We start from the raw sequence: 23,352 nt of genomic DNA, 5'->3' as shown, positions 1-23,352 counted from the left end.
GCTCAGTCCTCCTTCGACCGCAGTGCGAGGATCAGGCCGCCGACCGGGGCGGCGATCATCGTGAACCAGAGCAGCCAGGCGATCAGGGCGACGCCGGCGATCTCGACGTCGTTGAACAACGGGGTGAAGGTGACGACGGCCAGCACGGCAATGCCGGCCAGCAGTCCGACCTCGCCGCGGGTCGCGGTGGGCGTGGAACGGGACACGAGGGGCCTCGCTCTCGAGGATCGCGGGAAACACGGATGCGTGCCGCGACGCTCCGACTCAGGTCGGATCGTCCGCGCCGATCAGGCGCAGAAACATCGCGGTCAGGTCGGCGATCGCCTCCTCGCGGAGACCGGGCTCGTTGCGGACCAGCGGTGCGAAATTGGCGACCATGCCGCCGCCCGCCCGGGCGATCGCGTCGGGAGAAGCCGCCGGGTCGGCGGCGCCGCGCTCCATCTGGTGTCGGACGTAGCGCGCGGTGCGCTCGCGGGAGCGGGTGTGGAACTGCTCCCACAGTGCCTCCATCTCCGGGTCCACCAGCGACTGGTGTTCCAGCACGGTGAGGAAGGCGAGGTTCTCGGTGTAGGCGTCGAGGTATGCCGCGTTGGTCGCCGCGGCGACGGCTCGGATGTCGTCGACGTCGATGTCGCCGAGGTCCTGGGCCGCGACCATCCGGTCGCGGACCTGTTGGGCGACCACGCCGAACACCTCCTGTTTGGAGGCGAAGTAGACGTAGAAGGTGGCGCGCGAGACGCCGGCCTCCTCGGTGATGCGATCGATGGTCGTGCGGGCGTACCCGAGGTTCTCGAAGGTCCGTTGTGCGGCGGCGACGAGGGTTGCCCGGGTGGCGCTGTCGGCGCGGTCGTACTTCTCGCGGGTTGCCCATGGTTGATGTGTGACCACGGACACGATGAGAATTGACATTGGCGTCAATGTCAAACGTATGGTGTGAAGCAGCTCATGTTTTTCGGTGAGTTCCGGGTCGAGCCACCACGACTCGATGCGGCGTTCACGACCAGCCCGGAGGTCTTTCCGTTGTCCGAATCGGTGTCCCAGTCGCCGCCCCGGTTGGGGCCGGAGTCGCGGCCCCAACCGGGGTCCGAGCCGTCGCCACGCCCGGGGGTCCTCATCGCCAACCGTGGCGAAATCGCCGTCCGCATCCACCGGGCCGCCCGCGGACTGGGCTGTCGCACCGTCGCGGTCCATACCCCCGGCGACCGGGACGGGCGGGTGGTTTCGCTGGCCGACGCCGCCGTGGCGCTACCCGACGAGTCCGGCTATCTGGACCCGGAGCGGCTGGTCCAGGTCGCCGTCGAGCAGGGCTGCACCCTGCTTCACCCCGGCTACGGCTTCCTCAGCGAGAGCGCCGAGCTTGCCCGGCTCTGCGACAAGGCCGGCGTCACCTTCGTCGGCCCGAGTGCGGAGACGTTGGCGCTGCTCGGTGACAAGGGCCGCGCCCGGGAACTGGCGGAGTCGTTGCAGGTACCGGTACTGCCCGCGACTCCGGCAGGCTCCGACCCGGCCGAGGCTGCGGCGCTGCTGCGACGACTCGACGACGGCGCGGTGATGGTCAAGGCGGTCGGTGGCGGGGGCGGCCGTGGGATGCGCATCGTGCGTGGTGCCGACGAGCTGGCCGACGCCTGGCAGCGGTGCCGCTCCGAGGCCGAGCGCGGTTTCGGCAGCGGCGAACTGTACGCGGAGCAGTACCTGCCCCGTGCCCGTCACGTCGAGGTGCAGATCATCGGCGACGGCAGCGGCGGCATCGCCCACCTGCACGACCGGGACTGTTCGCTGCAGCGGCAACACCAGAAGATCATCGAGCTGGCGCCGTGTGTCACTCTCGCGGCCGAACACCGGCAGCCGCTGCTGGCCGCGGCCACCCGGATCGCCGCCGAGGTCGGCTACGCCGGCCTGGCCACCGTGGAGTTCCTCGTCGACGCCGACCATCCGGAGCGGTCCTACTTCCTCGAGGTCAACCCCCGGGTGCAGGTGGAGCACACCGTCACCGAGGAGGTACTCGGTCTCGACCTGGTGGCCGCCCAGCTGCGGATCGCGGCCGGTGCGTCGCTGGCCGAGACGGGGCTGACTCAGGACCGGATCCCGGCGCCCCGCGGGCTCGCGGTGCAGCTGCGGGTCAACGCGGAGCGGCTGCGGCCGGACGGCACGTCGGTCTCCGGGGTGGGCCGGATCGAGGCACTGCAGCTGCCCGGTGGCCCGGGTGTGCGCGTCGACAGTCACGCCGCCGTGGGGATGGACGTCACCGGCCGTTACGACTCGCTGCTGGCGAAGATCGTCAGCCACACCTCCTCGCCCGACCCGGCCGTCGGCGCTGCGGCCGCACGGGAGGCGCTGGCGGAGACCGTGGTCGACGGCGTCGACACCAACCTCGCCGTGCTGGACCGGCTGCTGGCTCACCCGGCGTTCGCTGCCGGTGAGATCACCACCGGCTTCTTCGACGAGCACGTTTCCGAGTTCGCGCCGGCCGAGGAGGAGTCCGCGGCGGCGGCCGAGGTGGGCCGCGTCGTCGCCGAGTTCCCGGGCACCGTGGTCGACGTCCCGGTCGCTGCCGGCGACCACGTGCTCGCCGGCACACCGGTGGTGGTGCTGGAGGCGATGAAGATGGAGTACGTCGTCGCTGCACCGCTGGCCGGTCTGGTCGAGGAGGTGCTGGTCGCCGCCGGTGACGTCGCCGTCGACGGCGCGGAACTGGTACGGCTGCAGCCCGACGAGGAGCAGAGCGGGGTGCGGGCCGACGAGGTGGAGGTCGATCTCGACCACATCCGCCCCGACCTGGCCGAGGTGCTCGACCGGCACCGGATCGGGCTCGACGAGGCTCGTCCCGACGCGGTCGCCAAGCGGCGGCGCAGCGGGCACCGGACCGCGCGGGAGAACATCGCCGACCTGGTCGACGAGGACAGCTTTGCCGAGTACGGCGCACTCGCGGTCGCCGCGCAGAGCCGTCGCCGCAGCCAGGAGGACCTGCTCGCCAACACCCCGGCCGACGGCATGGTCACCGGGATCGCCCGGATCAACGGCGACCGTGCCGCGGTGCTGTCCTACGACTACACCGTGCTCGCCGGTACCCAGGGGGTGCGCAACCACGGCAAGACCGACCGGCTGCTGGAACTCGCCGAACAGCAGCGGCTCCCGGTGGTGCTGTTCGCCGAGGGCGGCGGTGGCCGGCCCGGCGACACCGACCACGGCGGCGCCTCCGGGCTGGACGTCCCCACGTTCGCCACCATGGGGCGGCTCAACGGGGTCGTGCCCTCGATCGGCATCACCACCGGTCGTTGTTTCGCCGGCAACGCCGCCCTGCTCGGCTGCTGCGACGTCATCATCGCCACCCGCGACGCCACTATCGGCATGGGCGGACCGGCGATGATCGAGGGCGGCGGGCTCGGCGTGTATCGCCCGGAGGAGGTCGGCCCGGCCGACGTGCAGGCGCCCAACGGGGTGATCGACGTGCTGGTCGAGGACGAGGCCGAGGCGGTCGACGTGGCGCGGCGGTACCTGTCCTACTTCCAGGGTCCGGTCGCGGACTGGGAGGCGGCCGATCAGCGGCTGCTGCGCCACGTGATCGGCGAGAACCGGGTGCGGGTCTACGACGTACGCCGGGTGATCGACCTGGTCGCCGACACCGGCTCGGTGCTGGAGCTGCGCCGCGACTTCGGCGCCGGCATCATCACCGCGCTGGTCCGTGTCGAGGGCCGCCCGATGGGGCTGATCGCCAACAACCCGGCTCATCTGGGCGGTGCGATCGACACTCCCGCCGCCGACAAGGCGGCCCGGTTCCTGCAGTTGTGCGAGGCGCACGGACTTCCGGTGCTCTCGCTGTGCGACACCCCGGGCTTCATGGTCGGCCCGGAGGCGGAGAAGACCGCCACGGTGCGTCATTTCAGCCGCCTGTTCGTCACCGGCGCCAAGTTGACGGTTCCGCTGGTCACGGTGCTGCTGCGCAAGGCCTACGGGCTGGGCGCGCAGTCGATGGCGGGCGGCAGTTTCCGAGTGCCCGCGGCGACGCTGTCCTGGCCCACCGGCGAACTGGGCGGAATGGGGCTCGAGGGCGCCGTGCGGTTGGGCTACCGCCGGGAGCTGGAGGCGATCGAGGACCCGGCCGCACGGCAGCAGCGCTACGAGGAACTGGTGGCCGAGCAGTACCGGCACGGCAAGGCGCTCAACGCCGCCATGGTGTTCGAGGTCGACGACGTCATCGACCCGGCCGAAACCCGCGCCCGGGTGCTGGCCGCGATGCCTGCCGAGACGGCCTCGTCCCGGCGCGACTTCGTGGACACCTGGTGACCCGGACCCACCCGACACCGTCACCGCCACCGAGAGGACGACACCGATGACCGCGGACACCCCTGCGACCGAGACCGAGACCGCCCGGGCGCTCGAGGCCTGCCTCGCCGAACTGCGCCCCAGGCAGGAGCGGCTCCGCCCCGCCGGAACCCCGCGTCGGGTGCACTACCCACTGGGCGAGATCACGCTGCCCGAGTACGTCGACGAGTGGGCACGGCGGCGCCCGGAGATCACCGCCATCGCGTTCGAGGGCGCCCGGATCAGCTACGCCGACCTGGCGGACCGGGTTGCCCGGCTCGCCGGCTGGATGGAGTCGGCCGGGGTGGCCGCCGGGGACCGGGTCGCGGTGTTCATGCCCAACGCGCCGCAGTTCGTGATCACCATGCTGGCCGCGTTGCGGCTCGGTGCGGTGCACGTCCCGGTGAACCCGATGTTCCAGACCACCGAGCTGAGCTACGAACTCGCCGACTCCGGCGCCACCGTGGTGGTCACCTTCGACGAGCTGTACCCACGGTTGGCCACCGCGCTGGACACCGACGGTGTGAATGTGGCGCATGTGCTGGTCACCGGGCCGCGGGAGCTGGCAGGTGAGGCGAGCCCGCCCGCCGCGGTCGACGGCGAGGTCACCCGGTGGGCGGAGGCGGCCGTCGCCGCGCCGGTGCCGGTGCGATCCCGCGACGTCGACGCACTCGCGGCGCTCAACTACACCGGCGGCACCACCGGGCTGCCGAAGGGATGCCAGCACACCCAGCGGCACATGATCTACACCGCCGCGTCCTCGGCCGGTGCCACCGAGGAGAGCTCCGAGACCGGATTCGTCGCGGTCTGCTACATCCCGATCTTCTGGATCGCGGGGGAGAACCTCGGCATCCTGAACCCGTTGGTGCTCGGCGGCACGGTGGCGCTGCTGTCCCGGTGGAACGCTCGTGCCGTGCTGGAGGCCATCGAGACCCACGGCGCCACCACGATGGTCGGCACCGTGGAGAACTACCTGGAGCTGCTGGACCAGCCCGACCTCGGCGAGCGGGACCTGTCCACGCTGCGGGATCCGATGGCGGTCTCGTTCGTCCGCAAAATGACGCCCGAGGTCCGCGCCGCCTGGCAGGCCGCGGTCGGTGACCATTCGGTGCTGCGGGAGGGGGCGTACGGCATGACCGAGACCCACACCATGGACGTCACCCCGTTCGGTTTGGCCGCCGACGACGCCGATCTGCGCGCGGAACCCGTGTTCTGTGGCATCCCGGTGCCGGGCACCGATGTCGCCGTGGTCGACTTCACCACCGGCATGCCGCTGCCGTTGGGTGAGGCCGGCGAGATCCTGGTGCGCAGTCCGTCGGTGATGACCGGCTACTGGAACAAACCCGAAGCCACCGCGCGGCAGCTGGTCGGCGGTTGGCTGCACACCGGTGACAACGGCCGCATCGACGACCAGGGCTGCTTGCACTACCTGGGCCGGGACAAGGACATGATCAAGGTCAACGGGATGAGCGTGTTCCCGGCCGAGGTCGAGTTGCTGCTGTGCGGCCACCCGGGGGTCCGCACCGTCGCGGTCGTCGCCGCGGAGCACCCGGACACCGGGCAGACGCCGGTGGCGTTCGTCAACCCGAACCCCGAGGCCGACCTCGACCCCGCCGAGTTGCGGACGTGGGCGCGTGACCAGATGGCCGGCTACAAGGTTCCGGTGGTGGAGATCGTCGAGGAGTTCCCGATGACCGCCACCGGCAAGATCCGGAAGGTGGAGCTCGCCGACCAGGCGCAGCAGATCGTCGACGCCGGTCGCTGAGTGACCGTCGGCACGACGCGTGTGCGTGGGACTCGGAACGGCCGACGAGAAGACGGCCCGTGACCAACGGAACGCATCTCACGATGTTTCCGCAGGCCACGGGCCGTTTCCGTGATGAACCCTGAGGTCAGAACCTCACGCCGATCAGCAGTCGTAGTAGAGAGCGAACTCACTGCAGGGCACGCCTGACCTGCAACAACCGGCCGTGCGGCCGTTCTGCGCTGCGCTTACTACGTTTCGTGACGTTGGTAATCGCTGGCACTTTTGTACCGTCCTGCGGACTCTCTGCGGACCATTCCGTCGTATGTGGACAGTGCGCGCGCCCGCCCCCTCGGCCGTACGCCTGCCGACCCCATAAGGCGGCCCCGACGAGGTGACCTCACCACCTGCCGGGGCCTTGATCGGAAACGGAGCTTCCGACCCATGGCAACTGTAGTTCTCGCTGCGCTGTGCGCAGTCTGTGCCACCGCTGCGGCTGTGTTCGCGGCGCGTTCCCGCCGCTGGCGGCGCAAGGCTGATGCGTACAAGGGCTTGATGGCCCATCACCAGCGCAGCGCCGCCGACGCCGAGGCGCTGCGCCTCGAGCACGTCGCGAACCGCGATCTGTTGGACATGCTCGCCGAGGAACATCCCGGCGAACTCGAGGTGCTGGGCCGTCTCGACGAGGTGCGGGCGCTGGCCGCGCGGATGCAGCAGCACGCCGAGCCGGACGGGCTCACCGCGGCCGACGTGCACGTGTTCGCCGCCAAGATGCGCAGCACCGCACGCGGAGGTGAGCAGCGATGACCGGCGACGATCTGCACGCGCTGCGCGGCGAGCTCGAGGCCGTCGAACGCCGGCTCTCCGACATTCGCGCACGTCTCGACCAGCACCGCGGCGCCCCTCCTGGTGGTGCCGGCGGTGTCCGGCACGTCCACTTCGGCACCGGCGAGACGCTGGAACGAGTCGAGCCCATGGAGGAGGGCGGCACCGTGGCCTACCGCGTCACCTTCGACGGCGAGTTCGTCGGCTGGGTCGGCGACGGCCGGCCGTGGCGCGGCTGGCGCCACGGCGGCCGCCGCTGGTGGGCTTGCTGGCGGCAGCACGGCGACCGCGCGGCACGGTGGTCGTCGGAGCTGGACTATGCCACCCGGTGTGCCGCCCTGGCCGCGCTCGAGCGTGCCGTCGCCGAGGGCGGTGCCGACCATGTCTGACCGTGAGTGGTTCCGCCGCATGGCCGTAGCCGGGTGGTCGGTGTCGCTGATGTTGGCGTGCACCGTGGCCGCGCTGTACACGTGGGCGCCCGGGGTGCTGTCGACTGCCTGTTGACCCGAGAGCGCGGTCGGCCGAGGGGTGCGCGCTTCTGCGTACCCCTCGGTCGGCCGTTCCCGTCGGGGCCGGTGATCGCGCTACCCTGGCCGCTGTCCTCTTCGCGGAGGTAGTGCCCCCGGTTTGGCCACCGGGGGCCACGCGGAGAGACCGACTCCGCGAACGAGGTAGCCCCATGTCGTCCGAGACGTTCGGGCAGCGTCTGCGCCGGCTCCGCGCCGCCGCCGGCCTGTCACAGTCCCGCCTGGCACGCCTGGTGCCGATCTCGCAGTCCAGCCTGTCGCGGTACGAGTCCGACACGCAGGCCGTCGACGACGAGCGCATTGCCGCCCGGCTGGACGAGCTCGTCGGCGCCGGTGGCACGCTGCGCGCCCTGTTGCATCCGAGCGCGGCCGGCCTGGTGCTGTCGGACGAGGACCGGGCGCGCATCGCCCATCACGCCGAGCATCCGTCGCGCATCGATGGCGGCACCGTGTCGGCCCTGGCCGATCTGCTGGCGGCGCAACGACGCCTCGACGACACCCTCGGCCCGGAGATCATCCTTCCGGCGTCCCTGGCGCAGATGGACACCGTGCGCGCCCTGCTACCGGCCGCGCGAGGTCCGCACCGCGATGCGCTGGCCGAGGTCGCGGCCGAGTACGTGCAGTTCGCCGGATGGCTGCACGCCGAATCGCGCGGCGACGAACGCGCCGTCGAGCTACTCGGCCAGGCCGAACTGCTCGCCGACGAGGCCGGTAGCGGCATTCTGGCGGCGCAGGCGGCGAATTTCCGCGGCTACGTCGCCCGCCAGCGCGGCAACCCGCGCGGGGTGGTGCGCTGGTTCCTGGCCGAGCACCACACCCCCGGGGCCCACATCGCCCAGCGGGTCGGCGCCGCGGCGCAGGCCGCGCACGGCTACGCCCAGCTCGGCGAGCGTGACGAGGCGCTGCGGCTGATGGACACCGCCGGGCGGCTGCTCGACGAGGCCGCGCGCGAGGAACCGCCCCGCACCGCCTACTGGCTCACGCCCACGTTCCACCGGCTCAACTTCGGGTTGACGCACCTCGCGCTGGCCGACCACGCGACCGCGGCCGACCACTTCGCCGCCGGGTTCGGCGGCCTGCCGGCCGATCAGCTCGACGCCGAGTGGACGGCCGAGTACCGGCACGCCTGGAACGCCGCGGAGAACGCCAAGTAGGCGCGCTTATGCGCGCGCCTATGCGCATGGCGCAACCCCTGTTGTCGCAGGTCACCAGCGGTCGATGGTCTGGCCATGCGGCACGTGCAGTTCCCCAGCGGCCATATGGTCACGATCGGCCCGGACGGGTGGCCGATCGAGGCCGACCCCGAGGCGCCCGACCTCGACACGGTGCCCGGCTGGCGCCCGGTGGCCGAGGGTGTGCGCCACATCGGCGGCACCGTCGACGAACCGGCCGCCGACACCGTGGCCGAGATGCTGTGCGGCCGCCAGATCGTCGTGCCTCGCCGGCACCGCCGCGTGCCGCCGGCCCTGTTCGACTGCCACGCCTGCTGGCACGAGTGGATCGGCGTGGACGAGTAAGACGCGCCGGGCACTGCCCGGTGCTGCCTGGCGGTAGAGCCACCCCCAACCGCCCGCGCTCGTGACCCTCTGTGGTGATAACGGCGAACTTCAAAACCCGGGCGGAGTCTCTGGCGCTAACCCCATGCGTACGGGGGTCCCCTGCGGGAGGGGTCCTCCCCACCCCGTCACCGGTCACGCTCGGTGGCGTCTCGGGTGGCTCGGCCCGAGCTGCGTCGGCGGCGTCCGGTCACGCTCGAGCGTGACTGCTGCTGACTCGGTTGCCTGCGCGTTCCTGTTCGGGCGCGTTATGGGGGCGGGGCTTTCGACGGTCCGGGGGTGGTGTTGCTCGGCGTGGCCGGTGACGTGCGCTCGGCGTTGTCGCTGATCGGCTTGCCGTTGTCGCCATGTTGTCGGCTGTCATCTGGCCGCGTGCCGAACAGTGTTTGCTGTGCGCCTCACCCCTCCGTACCCGGGACGGGCGGCGGGGTGGGGGTGTGTTGTCCGTGGGGGTGGTCCGTCGCCGCCGGTGGTGCCGTGTCGGCGCCCGGTGGCATCTCGCCGCCCGGATGGGTCCGCGCGTCCGCGGGGCCGGCCTGCCGGTCCGGGGTGTCCGGGTCTTCGGCGGCGACGGACCGTCTGCAGGCGGGACACAGCGGCACGTGTGGCAGCTCGTCTCGCCGGCAGAGGAACGTGAGGATTCGGTTGCAGCCCTGACAGGGCCGGTGGTGGCAGCCTACGGCGAGGGTGTCGTCGAGGGCTTGGGCGGCGCGGCGTCGGGCGGAACGTTCCCGCACATCCGCGCCGTCCTGCCACGGGTCCGGGGGTAGTTCGGCGAGCGGGTGACCGTCGCCGGGGTGCGGGTCAGTCCGGATGTGTGGGTGTTCGGCCACACGGTCGGCGATGGCGTCGGTGTCGATGCGCCGAGCATCGCCGGGGCCGTGGCCGCAGGCGCCGCTGCGCATTCGTTACAGGTCGGCGTTGGGGTCGAGTTGCACGCCGAGCTGGCGGAGCCGTTCGCGTTCGGACTGGCGGCCCTGGCGGCGGGCGCGCTGCTGCTCGTTCTCGTGCGGATGGTCCATGTGGTCGATGAGTCGGGCGGTGTCGGCCGCGGCCTGCTCGTCGTCGGCGCGGTTCTCGGTTCGGCGCTGCTGGTTCTCGGCGATCAGGTCGTCCAGGTGGTCGGTGCTCATGCTGGCTTCACTCCCTGCGAGGCCAAGATGTCGTCGGCCAGGCCGTCGGATGCTTCCTTGCGTGCGCGGATGTTGGCGGCTGCGGTGGCGTCGCCGGCGAGCGCGCGGCGCTGTTCGTACTGTTCGCGGGTCTCGTGGTCGGGGCCGAGCGCGTCGACGATCTCGGCCGAGTACTGATCCGCGGCAGGGACGACGGCGCCTTGGGTGTCCCAGCCGGGAGCCTTGCCGTTCCGAAGTCGCGTGATCGCGCTTTCGGCGGCGCGGTGCTGCTTGTCCGGTAGCCGCAAGTCGTCCAGCTCGTCGGCGTGGATGTGGTCGCCCTGTTCGGCGCGGTTGAGCAGGCTTCGTACTGGGTGGTTGTGCCAGCGCTTGTATAGCTCGCGGTCCATGTGTCCCGCCTCCCTTTGCGTGTCCGGTGTGTCCAGTGGCGGCCCGCCCGGCACCGGACACAGAGCCCCGGGCGGGCCACCTGCGGGCGGGTGGCTTTCCGCTTCGCGTACCCCGGGCGGTGCCCGGGCACCCACCAGTATACGACGGTATGTAGTACTAGTGTCCGTCCTTTGTGGCGTGTTGCTGGCGGTGTCGAGGCTGAGGTCATCTTCCGTCGACTGGCGCGTCAAACCATGCGGCGACAGGCGTAATTCCTTCGCTGGTCGGCATGCCGTCGGGGAAGATGCCCTCGAGTAGTTCCTTGGCTTGGCTGCGCAGGTCGCCCTGTTGAACCATGGCGTCGAACTCGGCCTCGAGGGATGTTCCGGCGGGCACGTAGTAGCCGTGGCGCCGGATGGAGGGCAGCACGTCGTGGCATAGCCAGTCGGTGACGGTCTCGCATGAGGCGCAGGACGTGACGGTGTCTTCGTCGCCAATGCGTCCTCCGTCACCGGGGACGACGGGCATGGTGCCTGGCGGGCACCACTGTTCGCAGTAGATGGGGTGGGTCATGGTGTGTCCCTTCATGGTCCTGACTGGTCCCGGTCCGGTGGGGTCATGCGGGGCGCCCCGGGGTATGGCCGTTCGGATCACCATTCGGGCCGTTCGGATCAGCGTGTGTGCCCTGACCCGAATGAGCCGAATGTGATCCGGATGGGTCGACCGTCCACTCGGAGCCTTGGCCGAATCCGCGGCGCTGGCTACCCACGCCGGCGCGCTTGCGGGCACGTTTGAGCGTGGCCTCGGCGATGCCGTCGGCCCGTGCGGCCTTGAAGATGTCGGCGGCCGCGGCCGTGCCGCCCTGGTCCCGTAGGTAGCTGGTCAGCCACTCGACGGCTTCGTCGCGTTCGCTGCGCTCGTCGGCACTGTCGGGTACGTGGTCGATCAGGTTTCGTACGTTCTGCTCGGTCTCGCCGATCGGCACGTACCGGCCAACATCGGTCGGCCCCTCGGCGGTGTCGACGGTGGCCGGCTCGATGCGGTAGCGCACGCTCGTCGTCGACTGCGGCGCGATGTTGGTTTTGATCAGCGACATGACGGCCGATCCGTCGTCGGCTTCGCGGTCGGCGGCGAATCCGATGGCCGAGCGCACGACCTGGCCGAACTCTGCGGACCCGGCGATCATGTGAAGTGGGTCGGCGCCGCCGGCCTTGCGGAAGTGCGCCACGCCCACCACGGCGATGTTCAGGTCCTGCGCGAGCTGTGACACGGGTTCGAGGTAGCCGCGCACGTTGCCCTGCCGGGTGAGGTCTTGGCCGGTCATGGTTGAGAGCAGCGCGTCGAGCACGACGAGGCGGGCGCCGGTTCCCTTGATCTCGTCGCGCAGCTCGCCGAGGTCGGCCGCCAGCGAGACCGCGCCGTCGCCGCCGGCGTAGGACTCGGCATAGAGCCGGTACACGCGGCCCAGGTCGGCGCCGGCGGCCACGAACCGCGGCGCCAGCGTGTAGGACCACGCGTCCTCGGTGCCGAGGTAGAGCACGGGCGAGGGCGTGCCGTGCAGCTCGCCGGGCAGGCTGCCGCGGGACACCTCGGAGGCCAGCCACACCGCGGCCTGACTCTTGCCGATACCCGCATGTCCGACCCACAACGTCAGCTCGCCGAGCGGCACCCGGTTCTCCCACAGCCACGTACGCCGCTTGAGCGGGATTTCGCGCACGGGCTGCGAGCGGAGCCGGCGCGGCTGCGGCTCGGCGTCATCGCCGGTGTCCACTTCGGGCGGTGGCGCGAACTGGTCGATATTGCTCACGCGGCGGTGCTCCTGACGTTCGGCTCGGCCGCGGCCCACGAGGCGGCCGCGCGGGCCTTGATCTGGTCGGGTGTGAGCGCGGTGCGCTCGTAGGCACGGCGTCGGCGCTCGAGCTCGGTGAAGGTGGGCGCGCCGGCGACCGCGTGCCAGCTTTCGAGCGACGACATGGCCGCGGTCGCGGCGGACAGGTCGCGGCGCCGGCGCCACTCGTGCCACTCGTGCAGCAGGTCGACGACGTGCTCGGAGCGCTTGAGCGCGCGCCATGCCTCGGCGTCGCTGACGAGGGCGGTGTACTCGGCCCGGTCGAGGGTTACGACGTCGCCGGTCATGACGCGCCTGCCTCGATGTCGGCGAGTACGCGGGCCGACAGCGCGCCCCACAAGCCGGCGACACGTAGGTGATGCTCGGCGCGGCGGCAGGAACGGCGGCGCCGGTAGGCCGCGATGTCTGCGGGCCGCGGTACGCTCGTGGTGAACGTTGCCTCTGCTGCCCTGCTCGGTTCGTTCTCTGCGGCCCCTGCCCGTTCCTCTTCCGGGCGGGGGCCGTTCCATGTCTCGATCATGCGACGCCCTCGGCCCCCTCGATCTGCTCGGCGAGCTGGCGATCGAACTTCTCGCACTCGGCGACCGGGTACAGCACGCGCGCACCACACTTGACCCCCTTCGGCCCGTATCCGATATGGCGCCAGTAGCGCACCGTTCCCTGGCTGGTCCGGTAGCGCTCGGCGACATCGTCCGTGGTCAGGTACTGGACAAGCTTGTTCTTGCCGTCGGTCTTCGTACGGTCCATGTCGATACCTCCGTCGACGTTGGTCTCGATCTATGGATTGATACCACCGTTGACGTTGGTATAGCAACCCGTGTTGACGTTGGTATCGGTCGGGACTACCGTCCGGCCGCATGGCGAACGGCTGGACGGTGCAGGTGAGTGCCGACGACGGGGTGGACTATGTCCCGTTCGGGCCCCTCGGGGACGCGATACCGGCGACTTTTACGGCAACAATCCAGTACGACGGTGCGCCCGTGGTCATGGCCGTTCGCGCTGGGTTTGGCGGGGACAAAATCGTTGTCGAGTCCGCGACGGTTGCGCGCACGGACGGAACATCGGTGACACCGCGCGATATGTCCGCGCTTGAGCTGGGGGCAGTGGTGCAGGATGTCGGCGGGGCGGCGGTCCAGCCGGGTCACGGTGCGCATCTCGGACATCGGCCCGACAAGCGCCCTGACGACGACGAGCTTGAGCTCGTAGCTGCCTGCTACTGGTTCCACTACGTGACATGGGGTCGCCCACGGCAGGCCGTTATGGGGATCTGGGATCTTCCTCGAGCTACGGCGAATCGCTGGATCACAAAGGCTCGCGAACGGTTTGACATGCCAGACGGGGGCGCGCCATGAGCAGCATCAAGAAGCGGCCGAACGGCCAGTGGCGAGCGAGATACCGTGACGCGGTCGGCAAGGAGCACGCGCGGCACTTCGACCGGAAGGCCGATGCGCAGAAGTGGCTCGACGAGGCGACGGCCGAACTGGTCACCGGAACGTGGATCGAGCCGAAAGCACGCAAGATCACGGTCGGCGAGTGGTGCGACCGGTGGATCGCGGGGTACGCGACGAAACGCGCGTCGACCGTCCGCCAGGCGCGTACGCACTTGGCGCTGGTCCGGGACGAGTTCGGTTCGCTACTGCTGTCGCAGGTGCGGCCATCATCCGTGCGCGCCTGGTGCGCGACGCTGAAGGAGCGGGGTTACAGCACATCGTACGTTCACGCGGTGCACGCGCGGCTATCGCAGGTGATGCAGGACGCGGTGCTCGACGGCCTGGTGCCTGCGAACCCGTGCTCGCGGCGTACCGCGCCGAGCGCGGGGGAGCAGCGTCCGTACGTCGCGACGACTGATCAGGTGTTCGCGCTGTACGAGGCGTTCGCGCCGCGGTACCGGGTCGCGGTGTTGCTCGGCGCGTTCGCCGGCCTGCGCACCGCCGAGGTGTGCGGCCTGCGGCCGGGGGAGGTGAAGTGGTTGCAGCGCGAGCTGCACCCGGAAGTGCAGTACCCGGAGGAGCCGTTGAAGACGGACATGTCACGCACGCCCCTTCCGGTTGCGGACACTCTGCTTACCGCACTGTCCGAGCACGTGAAGGTCTACCCGGCATCGACCGTGCTCACGAACACGGACGGGCGGCAGGCCGGGCCCTGGCGGATCGATCGGGAGATGCGACGTGTGCGCGGGGGAGTCGAGGGGCTGCCGGCGAAGTTTCGCTTCCACGACCTGCGGCACTACCTCGCGTCGCTGCTGATCGCGTCCGGGGCCGACGTGAAGGTCGTGCAGTACCGGCTACGGCACGCGAGCGCGAAGACCACGCTCGACACTTACGGGCACTTGTGGCCGGACTCGGACGAGTCGACGCGGTCCGCGGTCGAGCGTGTGCTGTCCTCGCGCCTGTCCGCTGTTGCGGACTCTGTGCGGACTGGGGGCGGCCCAGCATGAGCCGCCCCCAGGTCACCGCACATTCACTGATCAGCAGTCGTAGTAGAGGGCGAACTCGTACGGGTGCGGACGCAGCCGCAGCGGGTCGATCTCTTCCTCGCGCTTGAAGGCGATCCACTTCTCGATGACGTCGGGGGTGAACACGCCACCCTCGAGCAGGTAGTCGTGGTCGGCCTCGAGGTTGGTGAGAACGGTCTCCAGGTCGGCCGGGACCTGCTTGACGTCCTTGGCGTCCTCCGGCGGAAGCTCGTACAGGTCCTTGTCGATCGGCTCCGGCGGCTCGATCTTGTTCTTGATGCCGTCCAGGCCTGCCATCATCATCGCGGCGAACGCCAGGTACGGGTTACCGGACGAGTCGGGGCAGCGGAACTCGATGCGCTTGGCCTTGGCGCTGTTGCCCGTGATCGGGATACGAACACACGCCGAGCGGTTGCGCTGCGAGTACACCAGGCTGACCGGAGCCTCGTAGCCCGGCACGAGCCGGTGGTACGAGTTCACGGTCGGGTTGGTGAACGCCAGCAGGCTCGGCGCGTGGGCGAGGATGCCGCCGATGTAGTGGCGGGCCACGTCCGACAGCCCGGCGTACCCGGACTCGTCGTAGAACAGCGGCGCCCCGTCCTTCCACAGCGACTGGTGGCAGTGCATGCCCGAGCCGTTGTCCCCGTACAGCGGCTTCGGCATGAACGTGGCCGTCTTGCCGTTCTCGAACGCCGTGTTCTTCACGATGTACTTGAACAGCTGCAGGTCGTCGGCAGCGTGCAGCATCGTGTTGAACTTGTAGTTGATCTCGGCCTGACCGGCGGTGCCGACCTCGTGGTGGGCGCGCTCGAGCTGGAAGTCCGATCCCATCAGGTGCTGGGAGATCTCGTCACGCAGGTCGGCGTAGTGGTCGACCGGCGGCACCGGGAAGTAGCCGCCCTTGAACTTGGTCTTGTAGCCCTTGTTGCCGCCCTCTTCCTTGCGGCCCGTGTTCCACCAGCCCTCGACCGAGTCGATCTCGTGGAACGTGGCGTTCTCGGACGAGTCGAAGCGCACGTCGTCGAAGACGTAGAACTCGGCCTCGGAACCGAAGAACACGGTGTCGGCGACGCCGGACTCGGAGATGTACTGCTCGGCCTTGCGCGCAATGTTGCGCGGGTCGCGGCTGTAGGGCTCGCGCGTGAACGGGTCGTGCACGAAGAAGTTCATCGACAGCGTCTTGGCCTGCCGGAACGGGTCGATCTTCGCGGTCGCCGGGTCCGGCAGCAGCAGCATGTCCGACTCGTGGATCGACTGGAAGCCTCGAACCGAAGAGCCGTCGAAGGCGAGGCCCTCTTCGAACGCGTCCGCGTCGAACGACTTGGCGGGGACGGTGAAGTGCTGCATGATCCCCGGAAGGTCGCAGAACCTCACATCGATGAATTGCACGTCCTCGTCGGCAATGAGACGCAGGACATCGTCGGCAGTTGTGGACACCCTCGGTGACTCCTTCTGGTTCGAGCTCGCGTGAGCATTGCTCTCTTCGGCCCAAGTTAAGAGGGCGGTGTTGCCCTACCGTCACCCGTATGTTTCACCGGGGTTAACGGATCGGCGAATATTGCATAGTCCCACGTCAGGCCGTTCGGGGCAGCGGCGAACCGGCGGCATATCCTGTTCGGGTGGCTCGATGGACCGGAGAGTGGCTGGCGAATCTGTCCGCGGCGGCCGATCAGGACCCGCCGCGTTGGCCCGGCGAGCGGCTCGGGTTGCCGGCCGGCGGCGTCGGTGCAGCGGCGGGCTCGGGCCGCCGGTTCGTCGGCCTGATCGCCGACCTGCTGCTGGCCTCGCTGCTCACGGCACTGTTCGTCCGCCCCGATGTCGCCGACACGGCCGCCATGGAGTCGTTCAACCTGTGGTCGCTGGCCACGTGGGCCGTCCTCACGGTCGTCTCGGCGGCGTGGTTCGGCTTCACCCCGGGGATGGGCCTGTGCGGTATCCGCATCGGCAGGCTCGACGGTGGCGGCGTCCCGGGACTGTGGCGCGCGCTCGTGCGCTGCGTACTCACGTTCCTGCTCCTCCCCGCCGCGGTGCGCAACGCCGACGCCCGTGGCTGGCACGACCGCCTCACGGGCACCGTCGTCGTCCGCATGCGGTGACCGGCTTGCGCGCTCTCGCATCCGACGTGAGCACGGCGCATCCGGCGTAGTCGACGTACGGCCGAGTCGACGCACAGCCCCGAACGCAGGCGAGCCGCCTTCCGCAGCGGGAAGGCGGCTCGCCTGCGCGTGAGTTCTGAGGGTGCCGGCTCAGCGGCGGCGGACGGTCCGCTGGACGTTGCGCATCTTGGCGCCCTGCGGCATCGGTCCCTTCGGCATCGCCGCGCCGCGGTTGCCCAGTGCGGAGAGCTTCGTCTCGAGGGCGTCCACCTGCGGGCCCTTGAGGTTGCGCGGCAGCTTCATCAGGTGGCTCTGCAGCTTGCGCAGCGGAACCTGCCCTTCGTCGTCGCCGATGATCACCTCGTAGATCGGGGTTTCACCGACAAGGCGGGCGATGCGCTTCTTCTCCTGCGAGAGCAGGTTCTTGACGCGGTGCGGAGCGCCCTCGCCGACGAGGACCACACCCGGTCCGCCGAGCACCCGGTGGACGGCGTCGAGCTGCGTGGTGGCCGCCACGGACTGCGTCACGCGCCATTTGCCACGCAGGTTGTCCAGCGCCCACGCGCCCGAGCCGGGCTGCCCCTCGGCCTTCCTGAACACGTTCCGCTGCACGCGGCGGCCGAACAGGATGATCGCGCCGAGCACACCGAGCAGGATGCCGAGCGGCAGCAGCAGCCACTCGATGCCGATCCACATGCCGAGAAGGAAGACCAGCCCCGCGATGACCAGGAAGGTCCCGAGCATCCACGGGATCAGGGCCTTGTCTTCCTTGCGCTGCATATGGAACGCCTGGAAGATCTGGCCACGGCGCGCCTTGCTCGCCGCTTTCTTGTCCTTCTTGGTCTGCTTGGCAGCCTCTTTGTCCCGCTTCTCCGCCATAATCGCCAGGATACGGGCGTCCGGGCTGTCGCCGCTGCGTCGGTCCCCTCTGCGAGGATGCGGGGCGTGGGAAGTGCGTCGTCGAACCGTCATCCGGAACTGCTCGAGGGCCTCGACCCCGAACAACGCGCGGCTGCGTGCGCACCGCGCGGCCCGGTGTGCGTACTCGCGGGCGCGGGCACCGGCAAGACCCGCACGATCACCCACCGGATCGCCTACCTCGTCCGTTCCGGGCATGTTTCCGCAGGTCAGGTGCTTGCCGTTACGTTCACGTCGCGCGCCGCGGGGGAGCTGCGCACGCGCTTGCGCGGACTCGGTGTCGAAGCGGCGCAGGCACGCACGTTCCATGCCGCGGCGCTGCGGCAACTGCGCTACTTCTGGCCGCGTGTCGTCGGCGAGCGCCAGTGGGACCTCGTCGACGGCAACAAGCTCCGCCTCGTCGGCCAGGCCGCCAACCGGCTGGGGCTGCCCACCGAGGTCGACGTGCTGCGTGACCTCACGAGCGAGATCGAATGGGCCAAGGCGTCGCTGGTCGGACCGGACGACTACCCGGCCGTGGTCGCCAGGCTGAACCGGGACATCCCGGAACCGGCCCAGCGGATCGCCGAGCTGTACCGGGGATACGAACAGGCCAAGAACGACGCCCAGCTGCTCGATTTCGACGACCTGCTGCTGCACACCACGGCAGCGCTCGAAGAGCACCGCGCCGTCGCCGACGAGTTCCGCGAGCGCTACCGGTGCTTCGTCGTCGACGAGTACCAGGACGTCACGCCCGCGCAGCAGCGGCTGCTCGACGCGTGGCTCGGCGGGCGTGACGACCTGACCGTCGTCGGCGACGCCAATCAGACGATCTATTCCTTCGGCGGCGCCTCACCGCGCCCGCTGCTGGAATTCACCCGCCGGTTCCCCGAGGCGGCCGTGGTGCGCCTCGAGCGGGACTACCGGTCGACGCCGCAGGTGGTGTCGCTGGCCAACCGCGTCATCGGCGCCGCGCACGGCCGGCCTGCCGGGTCACGGCTGCAGCTCATCGGGCAACGGGCCGACGGCCCGGAGCCGCGGTTCGCCGAGTACGACGACGAACCCGCCGAGGCCGCCGCGGTCGCGGCGCGTATCCGTGCGCTGCTCGACGACGGGGTGTCGGCCAGCGAGGTCGCGGTGCTGTATCGCGTGAACGCCCAGTCGGAGGCGTACGAACAGGCGTTGTCCGAGGTCGGCGTGCCGTACCTGGTGCGCGGCGGTGAGCGGTTCTTCCAGCGGCAGGAGATCCGGCAGGCGATCTCGGCGCTGCGCACTGCGGCGGCCGAGGAGCCGCAGGGTGGACTGGTCGCGCTGTGCCGGCGGGTGCTCGCGCGCGTCGGCCTGAGCGAACAACCGCCTGCCGGGGGAGCGGCGCGGGAACGCTGGGACGCGCTGCTGGCGCTCGTCGAGGTGGCCGAGGAGCTGGCGAACACGGTCGAGGGCGCGACGCTGGGCAGGCTCGTCACCGAACTCGAACAACGCGCGAGCGCGCAGCATCCACCGACGGTGGAAGGCGTGACCCTCGCGTCGCTGCATGCGGCTAAGGGACTCGAATGGGATGCGGTGTTCCTCGTCGGCCTGGCCGATGGCACGGTGCCGATCCACCGCGCCGACGGGGACGACGCGGCCGTGGAGGAGGAACGCAGGCTGTTCTACGTCGGCGTCACGCGCGCCCGCGAACACCTCTCGCTGAGCTGGGCGTTGTCGCGCCATCCCGACGGAAGGCGCAACCGGCGGCGGAGCCGGTTCCTGAACGGCCTCGTACCGGAGGACCATCCGGCGGCGCGCGCGGCGACCTCGGGCAAGCAGACGAAGTTCGCCAATTCGTGCCGCCTCTGCGCGCGCCCGCTCATTTCCACGATGGAGGTCAAACTCGGCCGGTGCACCAAATGCCCGGCGGATGTGGACGAACACCTGCTCGGGCGGCTGCAGGAATGGCGGACCGAGCGCGCTCGGGAGCTGAACGTGCCCGCCTTCGTGGTGTTCACCGACTCGACCCTCGTGGCGATCGCCGAACAGCGCCCCGGCGACAGCAAGGCGCTCGTCGGGATCTCCGGTATCGGCTCATCCAAGCTCCAGCAGTTCGGTGACGAGATCCTCGCGGTCGTGCGTGACGAGGCGAGCGGATAGTCCGTCCACTCGCGTCGTCCGTGCGGTGGGCTCCGGGCTCGGTGCTCCTGCCGGACGTGGCGGACCTGTCGGCAGTGGCGCCGGGACGACTGTCATCGCTGGTCACAGACCTTTTCTTGGAGAATGACGAACTTTTCGAAAAATCAGTTGCCCCGTCGCGTGCGGTCGCAATAACCTGCAATGACCAGGTTGAAGACGCGCGGCCGCCCCGGTGGTGGCCGACCGATGTGAGAGGAGGTGCCCGCAATGGAGTTCATGACAACGATCGACACCGCCGGCATCTCCGGAAACCGGTCGGCCCTGCTCGGTGACGGGCAGTTCGTGCGCGCGCTGTTGTCCTGCGCGCCGGTCGACCGTGACCGCCGCCGTAGCGGCCTGTCCCTGGATCTGGGTGACCTCGGTGTGTTCGGCGTGCGTGGGGGCACGACGTCGCACGTTCCGGGTGCCGCTCGGACTCACGCCGGTGTTGCCGACCTCGGCAACCCGGTGCCGCGTCCGCAGCGTCGTCAGCTGCGTCCGATCCAGATCCAGGGCAAGCCGCAGGTTCCGCCTGGCTTACGCGAGAGGCGTCGTCTAGCGATCGGCTAGACATCAGGCTCTCGAAGGCCGCGGAACCCATCGGATCCGCGGCCTTCGTGCTGTTCGAGGGCTGTGCGGGTCCGTCGACTCGTCCGCACACACTCGTCATTGAAGGAGAGCCGCCATGCCAACGGCCACCGTCTCCGCGTCAGAGGAGACGTTCTCCGCCCTGTTGGCCGGGACGACCGGAGTCGCCGAACTGATCGACTCCGGAGAGTCCGCCGATTTCGACCTCCCTTGCCGGACCGGGGACGCGGACCTGTGGTTCGCCGAGAAGCCGGCCGAACTGGAACGCGCCAAGACGCTGTGCGGGGAGTGCCCGGTGCGCTCGGCCTGCCTGGAAGGTGCGCTGGCCCGCGGTGAGCCGTGGGGCGTCTGGGGAGGCGAGATCTTCGAACGCGGTGCCGTCGTAGCCCGCAAGCGGCCGCGTGGCCGCCCGCGGAAGCAGCCGGTGCCCGAACCGCGGGAACGGAGCGCCGCATGATGATCCGACCACACCGCGGACCGGGCGAGGAGTACCCGCCGGTCGCGCCGATGGTGACGCCGGCACACCGGACACCCGACTATCCGAACGCGGAGACCACCCCTATGTTGCACGAAGAAATGGCCAGAGATCGATTACGTGAGCTGCGAAAACAGGCCGAGTTCGGGCGCGTCGCGCGCCGGGAGCGCGCGGCACGGCGCTGGCAGCGGGTCGCACGATGGGCCTCACATCGCGCGGCGCACTTCGAGCCGTAGACCGCCGCAGGGTGGCGAACGGATGACGCGTCCGTTCGCCACCCTGCGGTCCACCGGTGTTGAATTGGTGGGATGGCAGCACATACGCACGACGACGTCGACTGGGCTGCGCGCCTGTCCGGCATGCGCAGACTCGACGACCTCGAGAGCACCGCCACGGCCGGGGTCGCAGACCGGCTCACCCACCGTCTCGGCGCCGGAGCGACGGTGGTGGACGTCGGCGCCGGGGCAGGAGGGATGAGCGCAGCCCTCGCCGCCTCTCTGCGTGCACGGGGCGGTGGCACGCTCGTCGTCATCGACGCGGTCGACGAACTCATCGCCGCGGCGGGCGATGCCGCCCGCGAGGCCGGCGGCACCTCGGTGACCGTCGACCGGATCGTCGCCGACGCCGCCGCGGAACCGCTCGCGGAACTCGTCGCGCCGGTCGATCTGGTCTGGGCGTCGGCCGTGGTGCACCATCTCCCCGACCAGCAGGCCGCCGTCGACCGGCTCGCGGCGGCCCTCCGCTCCGGCGGCGTCCTGGCGGTCGCCGAAGGCGGGCTCAGCATGCGTTGCTTGCCGTGGGATCTCGGTGTGGGCCGCCCCGGGCTGGAGCTTCGCCTGCTCGGTCATCGCGACGCGTGGTTCGAGGACATGCGCTCGTCGATGCCGGATGCGGTGCGCATGGACTACGGGTGGACCACGGCCGTGGCCCGTGCCGGGCTCACCGACGTCACGTCCTTCACCTACCTCGTCGATCACCCCGCTCCGGGTGGGGAACAGGTACGTGAGTTCGTGCTCGACCACGTTGGCGGCCTCGCCGAGATGACCGACGACCGGATGGACGACGAGGATCGCGACGCGGTGGCCCGGCTGCTGGATCCGGCGGCGGCCGAATATCTCGGGCACCGCGACGACCTCTGTCTGCTGAGCGCACGCACGGTGTATCTGGGGAGGAAGCCATGACCGACGAGGAGGCCGTGACGTGCGGACTGTGCGGACAGCGCGGGGAACCCGCCGCCGCTGCCGCCGGTCTGGGGTGGTTGCGGGAGTCCGACGCCGGCCGGACGCGCTGGCTCTGCCCGCGCTGCGTCCGTGACCATGTTCGCGACATCGAGGGAAAGCTGCCCTCCGAGTACTGGTGACGACTCATACCGCGGCCGCCACCTTCGCCACGCACCGGACGGCCGGTTGCCTGCGCGTTGCGGCGGTGCGGAAGGCGCTCGCCAGCTCGGCGAGTACGCCGTGCCGGTCCGTGGTGAGTCGCTCGGGATCGGTCCGCACGATCGTCACCCCGGCGGCGGTCAGGGCCAGATGACCGAGAGGTGCTCGGCCGGGCGGGTGGAACTGCCAGCCCAGGCCGACCTCGTCCCACCACGCATCGACCGTGCCGATCGGCTTTCCGCGACGGTCGCACACGGTCACGTCCCATCGCGGTGGCGGCAGCGGCCCGTCCCGCAGCACTGCGCGGGCCCATCCGTGTACGTAGGTGTCGCGATCGTGCTCGAGGGACCGCAGTTCCGACCGCACCGCCGCCGAACCGCGTTGACTGCCGGCATCGAGCTCGGCCCGTAGCTCGGTTCCGGTGGTCAGGCCGTAGTAGATGGGCAGGGACAGCAGATCGCGTAACCGTCCCGGGTCGGGTTCGCGCCGCGCCGCGTCGAGCGCGGCCCGGGTCGCCGGCGCGAAGGGAATGTCGTCGACGACGACCGGATCGGGTGGGCGGGTGGTGCGCTCGACGAGCGCGAAGGTCGGCGAGAGCATGCGGCGTGCTTTCGGCACCAGGATGTGCACCGCAGGGGTTCTCGGCAGGGTGAGGCCGTGAGCACCGAGCGCGTCGCCACCCGTCACGACGGCGTCGCGCCCCACATAGCGTGCGAGTGCGCGCACCAGTTGTCTTCGAGTCGGTTCGCCGGTGCCGAGCAGGACGACTCCGGGCAGCAGGCGTCGCCACGGGCCGCCCGGTCGGCAGCGGCGCGCGATGGTGCCCTCGGACACGCCTTGTGCGCGCAGTTCCGCGGTGGTCAGGACATGGTCGTTCGCGGCGGGTGCCAGCTGTGCCGCGTCAGCCAGAGCAGTCATGCCTCGAGAGTGCCCAGCGCGGAGTCCGGCGGGGAGGGGGTTGGTGAAAATGTGGACAAGTCAGGCCGCGAAGGGCGAATTCCTACCGTTC

28 protein-coding genes are annotated in these 23,352 nt (G+C 70.2%); 16 read left to right on the top strand and 12 right to left on the bottom strand.

All coding sequences use genetic code 11. From position 1 onward, the window contains the following. Positions 1-2 precede the first annotated feature (2 nt). Positions 3-206, bottom strand: coding sequence for a hypothetical protein (locus tag LY41_RS06175; RefSeq protein WP_253862813.1), 204 nt, complete (start codon positions 204-206; stop codon positions 3-5). 58 nt (positions 207-264) lie between these two features. Beyond that, the gene (locus LY41_RS06170) at positions 265-909 is read right to left on the bottom strand and encodes a TetR/AcrR family transcriptional regulator (RefSeq protein ID WP_253862812.1); all 645 of its coding nucleotides are present in this window, start codon (positions 907-909) and stop codon (positions 265-267) included. Between the two features lie 36 nt (positions 910-945). On the opposite strand from LY41_RS06170, the gene LY41_RS06165 reads away from it, so the two are divergent. The 7 genes from LY41_RS06165 (at position 946) to LY41_RS06140 (ending at position 8,915) form a co-directional block, all read left to right on the top strand. After that, complete coding sequence (locus LY41_RS06165) at positions 946-4,284, top strand: carboxyl transferase domain-containing protein (protein WP_253862811.1); 3,339 nt, start codon at positions 946-948, stop codon at positions 4,282-4,284. 46 nt (positions 4,285-4,330) lie between these two features. Then, complete coding sequence (locus LY41_RS06160; protein ID WP_253862810.1) at positions 4,331-6,067, top strand: AMP-binding protein; 1,737 nt, start codon at positions 4,331-4,333, stop codon at positions 6,065-6,067. A 423-nt stretch (positions 6,068-6,490) separates the two neighbouring features. Then, positions 6,491-6,853, top strand: a complete 363-nt coding sequence (locus LY41_RS06155) for a hypothetical protein (protein WP_253862809.1) — start codon at positions 6,491-6,493, stop codon at positions 6,851-6,853. Next, a complete protein-coding gene (locus LY41_RS06150; protein ID WP_253862808.1) occupies positions 6,850-7,260 on the top strand; it encodes a hypothetical protein in 411 nt (136 codons plus the stop codon). Before LY41_RS06155 ends, LY41_RS06150 begins: the two co-directional genes overlap by 4 nt. Continuing rightward, positions 7,253-7,375, top strand: coding sequence for a hypothetical protein (locus LY41_RS23565; RefSeq protein ID WP_301296517.1), 123 nt, complete (start codon positions 7,253-7,255; stop codon positions 7,373-7,375). Before LY41_RS06150 ends, LY41_RS23565 begins: the two co-directional genes overlap by 8 nt. Before the next feature lie 175 nt (positions 7,376-7,550). Then, positions 7,551-8,552 (top strand): helix-turn-helix domain-containing protein, encoded by a 1,002-nt coding sequence (locus LY41_RS06145; protein WP_253862807.1) that lies wholly within the window; start codon positions 7,551-7,553, stop codon positions 8,550-8,552. Positions 8,553-8,627: 75 nt separating this feature from the next. Beyond that, a complete protein-coding gene (locus tag LY41_RS06140; RefSeq protein ID WP_253862806.1) occupies positions 8,628-8,915 on the top strand; it encodes a hypothetical protein in 288 nt (95 codons plus the stop codon). A 947-nt stretch (positions 8,916-9,862) separates the two neighbouring features. Here LY41_RS06140 and LY41_RS06135 read toward each other — a convergent pair. The 7 genes from LY41_RS06135 to LY41_RS06105 form a co-directional block, all read right to left on the bottom strand. Continuing rightward, positions 9,863-10,087 carry a hypothetical protein gene (locus LY41_RS06135; RefSeq protein WP_253862805.1) on the bottom strand — a complete coding sequence of 75 codons (225 nt, stop codon included), beginning with the start codon at positions 10,085-10,087 and terminating at the stop codon, positions 9,863-9,865. Next, positions 10,084-10,476, bottom strand: coding sequence for a hypothetical protein (locus LY41_RS06130; protein WP_253862804.1), 393 nt, complete (start codon positions 10,474-10,476; stop codon positions 10,084-10,086). Before LY41_RS06130 ends, LY41_RS06135 begins: the two co-directional genes overlap by 4 nt. 205 nt (positions 10,477-10,681) lie before the next feature. Then, a complete protein-coding gene (locus tag LY41_RS06125; protein WP_253862803.1) occupies positions 10,682-11,029 on the bottom strand; it encodes a hypothetical protein in 348 nt (115 codons plus the stop codon). Between the two features lie 43 nt (positions 11,030-11,072). After that, positions 11,073-12,263, bottom strand: coding sequence for an AAA family ATPase (locus LY41_RS06120; protein WP_253862802.1), 1,191 nt, complete (start codon positions 12,261-12,263; stop codon positions 11,073-11,075). Next, positions 12,260-12,592 (bottom strand): hypothetical protein, encoded by a 333-nt coding sequence (locus LY41_RS06115; protein WP_253862801.1) that lies wholly within the window; start codon positions 12,590-12,592, stop codon positions 12,260-12,262. The genes LY41_RS06120 and LY41_RS06115 overlap by 4 nt, the downstream gene beginning before the upstream one ends. Continuing rightward, positions 12,589-12,825: a hypothetical protein gene (locus tag LY41_RS06110; RefSeq protein ID WP_253862800.1), complete on the bottom strand. Its 237-nt coding sequence runs from the start codon at positions 12,823-12,825 to the stop codon at positions 12,589-12,591. Before LY41_RS06110 ends, LY41_RS06115 begins: the two co-directional genes overlap by 4 nt. Then, the gene (locus tag LY41_RS06105) at positions 12,822-13,052 is read right to left on the bottom strand and encodes a helix-turn-helix transcriptional regulator (RefSeq protein WP_253862799.1); all 231 of its coding nucleotides are present in this window, start codon (positions 13,050-13,052) and stop codon (positions 12,822-12,824) included. Before LY41_RS06105 ends, LY41_RS06110 begins: the two co-directional genes overlap by 4 nt. 110 nt (positions 13,053-13,162) lie before the next feature. On the opposite strand from LY41_RS06105, the gene LY41_RS06100 reads away from it, so the two are divergent. Continuing rightward, positions 13,163-13,657: a hypothetical protein gene (locus LY41_RS06100; protein WP_253862798.1), complete on the top strand. Its 495-nt coding sequence runs from the start codon at positions 13,163-13,165 to the stop codon at positions 13,655-13,657. After that, entirely contained in the window at positions 13,654-14,742 is a 1,089-nt protein-coding gene (locus tag LY41_RS06095) for a tyrosine-type recombinase/integrase (RefSeq protein ID WP_253862797.1), read from the top strand. The genes LY41_RS06100 and LY41_RS06095 overlap by 4 nt, the downstream gene beginning before the upstream one ends. A 30-nt stretch (positions 14,743-14,772) precedes the next feature. Here LY41_RS06095 and glnA read toward each other — a convergent pair whose 3' ends face one another. Continuing rightward, on the bottom strand, positions 14,773-16,197 hold the full coding sequence (gene glnA / locus LY41_RS06090; protein ID WP_253862796.1) for a type I glutamate--ammonia ligase: 1,425 nt from the start codon (positions 16,195-16,197) through the stop codon (positions 14,773-14,775). A 182-nt stretch (positions 16,198-16,379) separates the two neighbouring features. Here glnA and LY41_RS06085 point away from each other — a divergent pair, with 182 nt between their 5' ends. Next, entirely contained in the window at positions 16,380-16,856 is a 477-nt protein-coding gene (locus LY41_RS06085) for an RDD family protein (RefSeq protein WP_253862795.1), read from the top strand. Positions 16,857-17,006: 150 nt separating this feature from the next. Here LY41_RS06085 and LY41_RS06080 read toward each other — a convergent pair whose 3' ends face one another. Continuing rightward, entirely contained in the window at positions 17,007-17,735 is a 729-nt protein-coding gene (locus LY41_RS06080) for a DUF4191 domain-containing protein (protein WP_253862794.1), read from the bottom strand. A 57-nt stretch (positions 17,736-17,792) separates the two neighbouring features. On the opposite strand from LY41_RS06080, the gene LY41_RS06075 reads away from it, so the two are divergent. From LY41_RS06075 to LY41_RS06050, 6 genes are all read left to right on the top strand, one after another. Then, positions 17,793-19,883 carry an ATP-dependent DNA helicase UvrD2 gene (locus LY41_RS06075; RefSeq protein WP_253862793.1) on the top strand — a complete coding sequence of 697 codons (2,091 nt, stop codon included), beginning with the start codon at positions 17,793-17,795 and terminating at the stop codon, positions 19,881-19,883. Positions 19,884-20,129: 246 nt separating this feature from the next. Beyond that, positions 20,130-20,471 carry a hypothetical protein gene (locus LY41_RS06070; protein WP_253862792.1) on the top strand — a complete coding sequence of 114 codons (342 nt, stop codon included), beginning with the start codon at positions 20,130-20,132 and terminating at the stop codon, positions 20,469-20,471. 115 nt (positions 20,472-20,586) lie between these two features. After that, positions 20,587-20,946, top strand: coding sequence for a WhiB family transcriptional regulator (locus LY41_RS06065; protein WP_253862791.1), 360 nt, complete (start codon positions 20,587-20,589; stop codon positions 20,944-20,946). Next, positions 20,943-21,200 (top strand): hypothetical protein, encoded by a 258-nt coding sequence (locus LY41_RS06060; protein WP_253862790.1) that lies wholly within the window; start codon positions 20,943-20,945, stop codon positions 21,198-21,200. Before LY41_RS06065 ends, LY41_RS06060 begins: the two co-directional genes overlap by 4 nt. A 72-nt stretch (positions 21,201-21,272) precedes the next feature. After that, positions 21,273-22,145 (top strand): class I SAM-dependent methyltransferase, encoded by an 873-nt coding sequence (locus tag LY41_RS06055; RefSeq protein WP_253862789.1) that lies wholly within the window; start codon positions 21,273-21,275, stop codon positions 22,143-22,145. Next, a complete protein-coding gene (locus tag LY41_RS06050) occupies positions 22,142-22,324 on the top strand; it encodes a hypothetical protein (RefSeq protein ID WP_253862788.1) in 183 nt (60 codons plus the stop codon). Before LY41_RS06055 ends, LY41_RS06050 begins: the two co-directional genes overlap by 4 nt. A 4-nt stretch (positions 22,325-22,328) precedes the next feature. On the opposite strand, the gene LY41_RS06045 is transcribed toward LY41_RS06050, so the two are convergent. Continuing rightward, complete coding sequence (locus LY41_RS06045) at positions 22,329-23,261, bottom strand: hypothetical protein (protein ID WP_253862787.1); 933 nt, start codon at positions 23,259-23,261, stop codon at positions 22,329-22,331. Positions 23,262-23,352 lie beyond the last annotated feature (91 nt).

Origin of the sequence: Prauserella halophila (assembly GCF_024171895.1) — a bacterium.
Lineage (GTDB): Bacteria > Actinomycetota > Actinomycetes > Mycobacteriales > Pseudonocardiaceae > Prauserella > Prauserella halophila.
The sequence above is the reverse complement of the archived record's forward strand: the minus strand, read 5'-3'. Positions and strand labels throughout refer to the sequence as shown.